Raw genomic sequence first — 9,618 nt, forward strand, 5'->3', positions numbered from 1 at the left:
GCCCTGCCCCATTATGGTCTTTTTCCCATGAATGACAAGGGCGCCTCGACTCATGGCTCGCTCGTCTCGCTGCGTGTGACCAGCACCTGATCGATGCGGTAGTTGTCGATGTCGACGACCTCGAACTTGTAACCGGCATAGACCACGAAGTCGGTGCACTTGGGGACCTTGCGCAGGCGGTACATGAGGAAGCCGGCGACCGTTTCGTAGTTCTGGAAGCCCTCGAAGACTTCGATGTCGAGCGCCTGCATGACGTCTTCGATCGGGGTGACGCCGTCGATGAGCCAGGAGTTGTCATCGCGGCGGACGATGAGCTCTTCCTGGAAGGCGCTGACGAGGTCGCCCATGACCGTGTTCATGACGTCCTGCAAGGACAGCAGCCCCACGACCAGGGCGTATTCGTTGAGTACGAGCGCGAAGTCCTCCTTGGCGTCGCGAAAGCGCTCGAGGGCTTCGAACAGGCTGAGCGTGTCGGGCAGCATGAGGACCTTGCGCACGATGGGCTGGGTGCGCAGCGAGAGGTCCTGGCCATTGACGATGCGCGGCAGGATGTCCTTGGCGTCGACATAGCCGATGACGCTGTCGATGCCGTCCTCGCACACCGGGAACTTGCCGTGCGGGTGCGCGGAGATCTTGCGCCGGATGCTCTCTTCGGATTCGCTGAGGGTGAGAAAGACGATGCTCTCGCGCGAGGTCATGGCCGAGGGCACGATGCGCGAGTCGAGCTCGAAGACGTTGCTGATGAGGTGCTGCTCCTGGCGCAGCAGCGCGCCGGCCTGGGCGCCGGCATCGGCCATGGCGACGATGTCGTCGGCGGTAATGTCTTCGGTGCGCTTGCTCGGCACCTTGAACCAGCGGAACAGGATGTTGGCGAGCCCGTTGAACACCCACACCAGGGGCGCAAAAACCCAGATGCAGGCCTGCATGGGCCGCACCAGGCCGACCGCGATGCGCTCGGGCTCGACCATGGCCAGGCGCTTGGGCATGAGGTCGGCGAACAGCACGAACAACGAGGTGACGAAGACGAAGGACACCACGAAGCTGAGGGTGTGAAGCCGCGGCCCGTCGTACACCAGGCCGATGGCAGCGGCGACATGGGGCGACAGGGCCTGCTCGCCGACGATACCGCCGAGGATGGCGACGGCATTGAGGCCGATCTGCACGACGGTGAAGAAGTTGCCTGGGTTGTCCTGCAGCGCGAGTACGCGCTGGGCATTGACGTGGCCACCTTCGGCCATGAGGCGGAGCTTGATCTTGCGCGAAGCGGCGAGCGAGATCTCGGACATCGAGAAGAAAGCACTCGCGATGATGAGCAAAAAGATGATGAACAGATCGTTGGACAGCACGACGACTCCTTTGGGAGATGACTCTCGGTCAAGAGGCCCCGCCGGAAGGCAAAACCAGGTTGGGTAGGTCCTGAAGTCTATCACCAGCAGCCCACGCCCCCCTGTAGGAGCGGCGCAAGCCGCGAGGGGTTGAAGGCGATGGGCGTTGGGTGGGTGCGATGAAAAGCTCGCGGCTGGCGCCGCTCCCACAGGAGAGCGCCGCAGCGTGTGTTCCCACCGTAGGAGCGGCGCCAGCCGCGAGGGGTTGAAGGCGATGGGCGTTGGGTGAGTGCGATGAAAGGCTCGCGGCTGGCGCCGCTCCTACGGCGGAACCAACCGCGGCGCGTGTAACCCCGGTAGGAGCGGCGCGAGCCGCGAGGGGTTGAAGGCGATGGGCGTTGGGGGGGTGCGATGAAAAGGCTCGCGGCTGGCGCCGCTCCCACAGGAGAGCGCCGCAGCGTGTGTTCCCACCGTAGGAGCGGCGCGAGCCGCGAGGGGTTGGGGCGATGGGCGTTGGGTGGGCCCCAAAAAGCTCGCGGCTGGCGCCGCTCCTACGGGAGCGGGGCCAGCCGCGAGGGCTTGGAGCGCGTGCGGCTTAGTGCGCGGCGGCCGTGGCAGCGCCGACGCCGGTCTGGGCGCGCACGTACTGGTCTTCGAAGGCTTCCTTCTCGTCCTTGGCTTCCTGGCTCTTGTCGAGCGTGGAGAACAGCCAGGTCATGAAGAAGGCGATGGGCATCGAGAACAGGGCGGGCTGGGTGTAGGGGAAGATGGCCGACTCGAAGTGCAGCACGTCGACCCACACCGACTTGGACAGCAGCACGAACAGCACCGCGCTGATGAGGCCGGAGTAGCCACCCATGAGGGCGCCGCGCGTGGTGAGGCCCTTCCAGTACATCGACAGGATGAGCACCGGGAAGTTGGCCGATGCGGCAACGCCGAAGGCGAGCGCGACCATGAACGCGATGTTCATCTTCTCGAAGGCCATGCCGAGCAGGATGGCGACGATGCCCAGGCCGATGGTGGCGTACTTGGACACCTTGAGCTCGGTGGCTTCGTTGGCCTTGCCCTTCATGATGACGCGCGAGTAGATGTCGTGCGAGATCGCCGACGCGCCAGCCAGCGCCAGGCCGGCCACCACCGCGAGGATGGTTGCGAAGGCCACTGCCGACAGGAAGCCGAGCAGCAGGTTGCCGCCGACGGCCTGGGCCAGGTGCATGGCGATCATGTTGCCGCCGCCGACGACCTTGCCGCCGATCTCACCGCCCTCGAAGAACTCGGGGTTGGTGCCGACGATGAGGATGGCGCACAGGCCCATGATGGCGATGACGTTGAAGAAGTAGGCGACGATGCCCGAGGCGTAGAGCACGGACTTGCGCGCTTCCTTGGCGTCGGTGACGGTGAAGAAGCGCATCAGGATGTGCGGCAGGCCGGCGGTACCGAACATCAGGCCCAGGCCGAGCGAGATGGCGGTGATGGGGTCGGCGAGCAGGCTGCCCGGGGACAGCAGCTTGGCGCCCAGCTTGTGCACTTCCATCGCACGGGTGGTGAGCTCGTCGAAGCTGAAGCCGAACTGGCTGAAGGCGAGCACGCCGACGGTGGTGCCGCCGATGAGCAGCATGACGGCCTTGATGATCTGCACCCAGGTGGTGGCGACCATGCCGCCGAAGGTGACGTAGATCATCATGAGCGCGCCGACGACGACGAGCGCGATGTTGTAGTCGAGGCCGAACAGCAGCTTGATGAGCTGGCCGGCGCCGACCATCTGCGCGACGAGGTAGAAGCACACCACGGTGAGCGAGCTGACCGCGGCCATGGTGCGCACCTTGCCCTGGTTGAGGCGGTAGGCGGTGATGTCGGCGAAGGTGAACTTGCCGAGGTTGCGCAGGCGTTCGGCCATCAGGAACAGGATGATGGGCCAGCCGACGAAAAAGGACAGCATGTAGATGTAGGCGTCGACGCCCTGCATGTACATCATGGCGGTGAGGCCGAGCAGCGTGGCCGCGGACATGTAGTCACCAGCGATCGCCAGGCCGTTCTGGAAGCCGGTGATGCCGCCGCCCGCGGTGTAGAAGTCGGCAGTCGACTTGGTGCGGCTGGCCGCCCAGTAGGTGATGCCCAGGGTGAGCATCACGAACACGAAGAACATGCCGATGGCGTGGAAATTGAGGGCCTGCTTCTCCATCTGGCCCATGTCGCCCTTGGCGAGCGCGAGCGCAGGGAGGGCGAGGACGAGGAGACCGGCGCCGAGGCGCGACAGGAAGGTGGCGTTCATCATTTCTCGTCCTTCCATGCTGCTTTTACGATTTCTTTGTTGATGTCGTCGAATTCGCCGTTGGCGCGACGGACATACACCCAGGTGAGCACCCAGAAGAAGACGAACTGGAACAGGCCGGCAACGATGCCGAAGGTGATGTTGCTGCCCTCGGAGAGGCGCATGCCGATGAGCCCGGGCGCGAACGCGACGAGCAGGACGAAGCCATAGAACATGGCCAGAACGATGACCGCGAGGATGCCCGCAAAACGGGTCCGCTTGGCTACCAGCTCCTTGAAGCGTGGGTTGCGCCGAATATGCGCATACATTGAGACAGACACTTCTCCCTCCTCATGGATAAGCAACGTAGAACTGCATTGCCCTCCACCCTCCTTTTTGCCGAGCGCTCCGTCTGACGCGGGGTTATCAGCAGCGGCGGATGATATATCATCCATAAGATCCCATACTACCCCGTATGGAAAATTTTGATCGACGATAGTCAGGCTTGCCGATGAACCCAGGAATCGATTGTGAAATCAGCGCAGGCGTCGCCACCGTGACGCTGTGCAACCCGTCCAAGCTCAATGCGGTGAATGCCGCAATGTGGCGCGGTCTTTCCGCCGCAATGGCGCGCGTTGCGGCCGACGATGGCGTGCGTTGCGTGATTGTGCGTGGCGCGGGCGAGAAGGCCTTCGCCGCTGGCGGCGACATCGAGGAGTTCGTGACCGTGCGTGCGACGGTGGATGACGCGATGCACTACCACGAGGATCTGGTGGCGAGCGCGCTCAACGCGCTGCGCGACTGTGCGGTGCCGACGGTGGCGGCGATCCGCGGTGCGTGCGTGGGCGGCGGGCTGGAGATTGCCGGCTGCTGCGACATCCGTATCGCTGGCGAGTCGTCACGCTTTGGTGCGCCGATCAACCGCCTGGGGTTCTCGATGTACCCGGGGGAGATGGCCGGGCTGCTGGCGCTGGTGGGGCCGGCGGTGGTGCTGGAGATCCTGCTCGAGGGCCGTATCCTGGATGCACGCGAGGCCTTGCAGAAGGGCCTGCTGAGCCGGGTGGTGGATGACGAGCGCGTGTTCGAGGAGGCGGCGCTGAGCGCTGAGCGTATCTGCGCAGGGGCACCGCTGGTGGCGCGCTGGCACAAGCAGTGGGTGCGCCGGCTGATGACTGGCGCGCCGCTGGATGAGGCCGAGCGGCGCGCTGCGTTCGACTTTCTGGCGACCGAGGATTACCGCGAAGGCCTGGATGCTTTCCTGAACAAGCGCGCGCCGGTGTTCAAAGGGCGCTGAGGGAGCACTCGAGGCGCCCCCCCGCGCCGAGTGGGATCAGGGCCTGCGGGCGCCGGCCTCGCGCAGGGCCTCGGCAAACAGCGCGTCCTTGTCGACCTGCAGCATGGACGGGGCGTCCGGCGGGCAGAGCTCGGCGGGGTCGATGCCGTCGCGGTCCTGACCAAGTTCGGCAGCCGAGGGCAAGCCTTCGCGGGCAACTTGCAGCCTGGGCAGCAACTGCCCCATGCCGGCGAGGGTGCGCGCCTGGGCGGTGAGGAGGTCGAAGCGGGCGCCGGTGTAGGCGCGGCGAGCCTGGAAGTACTCGTTCTCGGTATCGAGCAGGTCGAGCAGCGTGCGCTGGCCGATGTCGAACTGCTGGCGATAGGCTTCGCGCGCCTTGGCAATGGCCAGCTGGTGCTGGTCGAGGTAGCCGAGCTGCTCGCGCAGGCGGGCGCTGTCGTTGTAGGCGATGGACAGGGTCTGGCGCAGGTCGCGGCAGGCCTTTTCGCGCAGGTCGCGGGACTGGTTGAGCGTTTCTGCCGCCTGGCGGATGCGGGCCTGGTCGGCGCCACCGCGGAACAGGTTGTAGTTGAGCACGACTTCGACCACGCCTTCGCGCGTGCTACCGCTGACGCCGTCGAGGTTGTTGTCGAGCGACTGGCGGGCGCGCAAGTCGATACGCGGCTGGTTGGCGCTGCGGCGAGCCTGGACTTCTGCCTGGCCGGCGCGCACGTTCTCGACCGCGGCGTTGATGGCGGGGCTGGAGACGAGCGCGGCACGCACGGCGTCGGAGGCGGTGGCAGGCAGGCCTTCGCTGCCGGCGAGGGTGTCGGGAAGCGCGGTGAGGCGCTCGGCAGGCTCTTCGCCGACCAGGCGCAGGTAGCGCGCGCTGACGTCGTGCAGGTTGCTGACCTCGGTGAGGAGGTTGGATTCGGCAAGCGCGAGGCGGCCGCTGGCCTGCTCGAGATCTACGCGGCGGCCCACGCCGGCGGCGGCGCGCTCGGCGATCTGGTCGTACACGCGGCGGTGCTCGACGTAGTTGTCCTTGGCCAGCTGCACGAGTTCGCGGTAGCGGAGCACGTCGGCGTAGGTGCGCACCGTGTCGAGCGCGGCAGTTTCGGCCGCATCGACAACTTCGTAGTAGCGGGCGAGACGAGCGTAGCCAAGGCGGGACACTTCACTGCGGGTGAGAAAGCCGTCGTACAGCATCTGGTTGAGCGACAGGGTGGCGCCGCGGCGGGTGTAGCTGTCAACGGGTTCGCGGGGACGGTCGACACGTTCGCGGCCAATGCCGGCGTTGAGGTCGACCTGCGGCAGGTAGCCGCCGCGCGCAACGTCCTGCTCGGCGCCGGCGGCGCGGAAAGCGTGCCAGCGTGCCTGCACGTCGGGGTTGGTGGCGACGACCTTGAGCACGGCGTCGCGCAGCGCGTCGGGGACTGGGGCGGAAGCTGCCTGTGCAGTGCCATGCACCGCAAGGAGTGCGATCATGCCGAGCGTGCGGCGAAGAGCTTTATTGTTCATTTATTAGAACCTTGGTTTCGAACGGAGAGCGATTCGGAGTACGTGCGCATTAGACCCAATCCGGGTCGTGCGTTGTGGGTAGATCGACGGCAATCGGTGACGCAATGCACAAGCCATGCGCATTTACCGGCTCCGGCGTGTCCTGGGTCACGTCGTGGCGCGGCCAGCGCTGTGCCGCATCACGGCCGATCCCGCATAATCGTGAGCACCCGGCCAGCATTATGTCATGCCCCTGACCCTCGTCGCCCTTTCCAGGACGGTTTGTTACCTGCTCGCCATACTGGCGCTGGCGGGCGGCTTGTCGCGCGTGCTGGCCGAGGCCGACTTCGAGCACATGGAGCGCATCGCCCTCGCCCGCCACGGCGACGCAGTGGCCGAGCAGGTGCGCGACTGGCGTGCGATGCTGGGCGAGGCGGCGGCGCTGGAGACGGCGGACCAGTTGGCGCGCGTGAATGGGTTCTTCAACCGCCGGGTGCGCTTCGAGGATGACATCGTGGTTTGGCGGCAAGCGGACTACTGGGCGACGCCGCTTGAGATGCTTGCGCGCGGCGCAGGCGATTGCGAGGATTTTGCAATCGCCAAGTACGCCAGCCTGATTGCGCTGGGCATGCCGGCCGAACGGCTGCGCCTGATCTATGTGCGAGCCCGCATCGGCGGGCCGCAAAGCACGGTGTCGCAGGCCCATATGGTGGTGGGCTATTTCGAATCGGCCGACGCCGAGCCGCTGATCCTGGACAACCTGGTGGGCGAGATTCGCCCGGCCAGCCGCCGCCCCGACCTGTTTCCGATTTTCAGCTTCACCAGCGAAGGCCTGTGGGTACAGGGCGCGAGCACCTCGTCCGCAGACCCGACGGCGCGCCTGTCGCGCTGGCGCAGCGTGCTGGAGCGCATGGCGAGCGAAGGGCTCGAACTGAGAAAATGAAGATCTCTGCAAGGATGCACCCATCATGTCCCTGATCAAGAAGCTGTGGATCGCAACCGTCTGCCTGACCGTGCTCGCCCTGGGAGGAAGCCTGGTCGTGGGCACCCTGTCGGCGCGGGCTTACCTGGTGCAGGCGATGACGGTGAAGAACATCGACAACGCAGGGGCGCTGGCGCTGGTGCTGTCGCATCTGCCGAAGGACCCGGTGAGCATCGAGCTGCAGATGTCGGCGCGCATGGACACCGGCCACTACCGGTTGATCCGGCTTACCGCGCCCAATGGAGAGACGATCGCCGAGCTGAGCGACGCGGGCGAGGCGGGGACTGTGCCGGCCTGGTTCCGGGCGCTGGTGCCGATGCAGGCGGGTGCGGGGGTGGCGCAGGTGCAGGATGGCTGGCACCAGTTCGGTACGCTGCAGGTGCTGAGCCATGACCGCTATGCCTATGAGTCGCTGTGGCAATCGACGCTGGACCTGTTGCTGTGGTTTGCGCTTGGTGGCCTGGCCTGTGGCGCGCTGGGTACGGCTCTGCTCAAGCGCATCCTGCGCCCGCTCGACGATGTGGTCGCGCAGGCGAGCGCGATTGGCGAGCGCCGCTTCGTCACCACCGCCGAACCGGGGACGCTGGAGTTCCGCCGCGTGGTGGGGGCGATGAACGCCTTGTCAGGCAGGGTGCGGCAAATGCTGAGTGAGGAGGCCGAGCGCCTGGAGGCGCTGCGTTTCCAGAGCCAGCATGACGCACTGACCTGCCTGATGACCCGTGCCCAGTTCCTGCGCCAGGTGGAGAGTGCCCTGGAGCGTGAGGATGCGCGTGCCGGCGGCACGCTGGCGATCGCGCGCATTGCCGACATGGCTGCGCTGAACCGCCGCCTGGGACGACCGGCGGTCGATGCCCTGCTGCGCACGCTCGGCCATCACCTGCTGCACCTGGCGTCGTCGCAGCCGGGCTGGGAGGCAGGACGACTGAACGGTACCGATTTTGCGCTGCTGGCCTGCGGCGAGGAGGATGCCGCCGCAGTCGCTCAGCGCATGCAGGTGGAGATCGACCGCGCGATCGCCCACGCTGGCGAAGGCGAGCCCTTGGAGGTGGCCTTTGCGCTGGGGGCATGCGCGTTTGCACCAGGCACGGCGCTGAAGGCGCTGCTCGCCCATACCGACGGGGCGCTGGCGGGGGCCGAGCAGGACGGCGCGCGCATGATCCGCATCGCCGACCCCGGCCGGCCGCCCCTGCCGCATACCGACCTGCATGGTTGGCGCTGTGCGATCGAGGATGCCGTGCTGAAGTCGCGGATGATGCTGGCACGCTTCCCGGTGCTGTCGACAGGCGGCGCCGTGTTGCACCAGGAGGCGCCGGTGCGCCTGGAGATGGGTGGCGAGTGGCAGAGCGCGGGCTATTTCATGCCGTGGGCGGCGCGCCTCGGGCTGGTGAGCCGGATCGACGCCGAGGTTGTGCGACGTGCGTTGCTGGACGTGGAACAGGAACCGTCGGCGCTGGGCATCAACATATCGGCCGAGTCGCTGTGCGATGCAGCCTTCCGTAACCATCTGCAGACGCTGCTCGACAGCCGACCCGAGGCTGCACGCAAGCTGTGGGTCGAGGTACCGGAGTACGGCGTGGTGCAGCACCCTGCGGAGTTCCGCGAGCTGTGCCAGATGCTCAAGCCGCTTGGCTGCCGGATCGGTATCGAGCATTGCGGCCGTGAGCTCAAGCGCATCGGTGACTTGCACGACCTGGGCCTGGACTACATCAAGGTGGATGCGTCCATGGTGCGCAGCATCGACACCGAGCCCGGCAACCAGAACGTACTGCGCAGCCTGTGCATGCTGGCGCACAGCATCGGCGTGCAGGTCATTGCCGAGGGCGTGAGCACGGCACAGGAGCAAGCGGCGCTGACACGCCTGGGGGTGGACGGGGTGACCGGACCAGGCGTGCAGGCGCAAGCATGAGCGCCCGGGCCTGCGGACAGCGGGCCAGGGCGCGGCGGACGCGGTAGGTCAGAGCACCACCTGTCCGTCAGCGTCGTCGAGCAGGTGCAGGCTGCGCATCGAGACCCGTGCGCTGCGCCGTGCGCTGAGCTTCTCCTGGGCCGCGGGCGGCAGGTCGGTAAAGCGGATCACCGCGCGTTCGACGAGCAGGTCGATGAGATCCTCGAGCACGCGGACCATGTGCAGATCCGTCTCGGCGAGCCCGGGGGTGGCGCTGAGCTTGTGCAGGAAGACCCGCAGCTGTGGGTCTTCGGCGTCGACGAGGTGACGGTGGATCGCGTCTTCGGTGGCGCTGACGGCGACAATGTCTCCAGCGGCGTTGCGTTCTACGTAAGGCATGCC

General features: G+C 66.4%; 8 protein-coding genes. 3 read left to right on the forward strand and 5 right to left on the reverse strand.

The window, feature by feature from the left end; genetic code table 11:
• Positions 1–50: 50 nt before the first annotated feature.
• The 3 genes from paeA to P7F68_RS02015 all read right to left on the reverse strand — a co-directional run bounded on the left by paeA (position 51) and on the right by P7F68_RS02015 (position 3,917).
• Positions 51–1,346 (reverse strand): polyamine export protein PaeA, encoded by a 1,296-nt coding sequence (gene paeA / locus P7F68_RS02005; protein WP_277830242.1) that lies wholly within the window; start codon positions 1,344–1,346, stop codon positions 51–53.
• Between the two features lie 574 nt (positions 1,347–1,920).
• The gene (locus tag P7F68_RS02010) at positions 1,921–3,597 is read right to left on the reverse strand and encodes a cation acetate symporter (RefSeq protein WP_002944434.1); all 1,677 of its coding nucleotides are present in this window, start codon (positions 3,595–3,597) and stop codon (positions 1,921–1,923) included.
• Complete coding sequence (locus P7F68_RS02015) at positions 3,597–3,917, reverse strand: DUF485 domain-containing protein (RefSeq protein WP_386039804.1); 321 nt, start codon at positions 3,915–3,917, stop codon at positions 3,597–3,599. Before P7F68_RS02015 ends, P7F68_RS02010 begins: the two co-directional genes overlap by 1 nt.
• A gap of 170 nt (positions 3,918–4,087) precedes the next feature.
• On the opposite strand from P7F68_RS02015, the gene P7F68_RS02020 reads away from it, so the two are divergent.
• The gene (locus P7F68_RS02020) at positions 4,088–4,870 is read left to right on the forward strand and encodes an enoyl-CoA hydratase/isomerase family protein (protein ID WP_002931954.1); all 783 of its coding nucleotides are present in this window, start codon (positions 4,088–4,090) and stop codon (positions 4,868–4,870) included.
• A 36-nt stretch (positions 4,871–4,906) separates the two neighbouring features.
• Here the strand turns inward: P7F68_RS02020 and P7F68_RS02025 are convergent, their stop codons facing one another.
• Positions 4,907–6,370: a TolC family outer membrane protein gene (locus P7F68_RS02025; RefSeq protein WP_002944438.1), complete on the reverse strand. Its 1,464-nt coding sequence runs from the start codon at positions 6,368–6,370 to the stop codon at positions 4,907–4,909.
• A 226-nt stretch (positions 6,371–6,596) separates the two neighbouring features.
• Here P7F68_RS02025 and P7F68_RS02030 point away from each other — a divergent pair, with 226 nt between their 5' ends.
• Both P7F68_RS02030 and P7F68_RS02035 read left to right on the forward strand, forming a co-directional pair.
• Complete coding sequence (locus tag P7F68_RS02030; protein WP_002931944.1) at positions 6,597–7,292, forward strand: transglutaminase-like cysteine peptidase; 696 nt, start codon at positions 6,597–6,599, stop codon at positions 7,290–7,292.
• Between the two features lie 25 nt (positions 7,293–7,317).
• On the forward strand, positions 7,318–9,237 hold the full coding sequence (locus P7F68_RS02035; protein WP_002944439.1) for an EAL domain-containing protein: 1,920 nt from the start codon (positions 7,318–7,320) through the stop codon (positions 9,235–9,237).
• 48 nt (positions 9,238–9,285) lie between these two features.
• Here P7F68_RS02035 and P7F68_RS02040 read toward each other — a convergent pair whose 3' ends face one another.
• Positions 9,286–9,615 carry a hypothetical protein gene (locus P7F68_RS02040; RefSeq protein ID WP_002944440.1) on the reverse strand — a complete coding sequence of 110 codons (330 nt, stop codon included), beginning with the start codon at positions 9,613–9,615 and terminating at the stop codon, positions 9,286–9,288.
• Positions 9,616–9,618 lie beyond the last annotated feature (3 nt).

Origin of the sequence: Thauera mechernichensis, from assembly GCF_029588855.1 — a bacterium.
In the GTDB taxonomy this organism is placed as follows: domain Bacteria; phylum Pseudomonadota; class Gammaproteobacteria; order Burkholderiales; family Rhodocyclaceae; genus Thauera; species Thauera mechernichensis.

Bases quoted from the DNA above. Each gene is read 5' to 3' on its own strand.
- P7F68_RS02020 (WP_002931954.1), top strand. From the start codon at position 4,088: ATGAACCCAGGAATCGATTGTGAAATCAGCGCAGGCGTCGCCACCGTG.
- P7F68_RS02035 (WP_002944439.1), top strand. From the start codon at position 7,318: ATGTCCCTGATCAAGAAGCTGTGGATCGCAACCGTCTGCCTGACCGTG.
- P7F68_RS02025 (WP_002944438.1), bottom strand. From the start codon at position 6,370: ATGAACAATAAAGCTCTTCGCCGCACGCTCGGCATGATCGCACTCCTT.
- P7F68_RS02010 (WP_002944434.1), bottom strand. From the start codon at position 3,597: ATGAACGCCACCTTCCTGTCGCGCCTCGGCGCCGGTCTCCTCGTCCTC.
- P7F68_RS02040 (WP_002944440.1), bottom strand. From the start codon at position 9,615: ATGCCTTACGTAGAACGCAACGCCGCTGGAGACATTGTCGCCGTCAGC.
- P7F68_RS02030 (WP_002931944.1), top strand. From the start codon at position 6,597: ATGCCCCTGACCCTCGTCGCCCTTTCCAGGACGGTTTGTTACCTGCTC.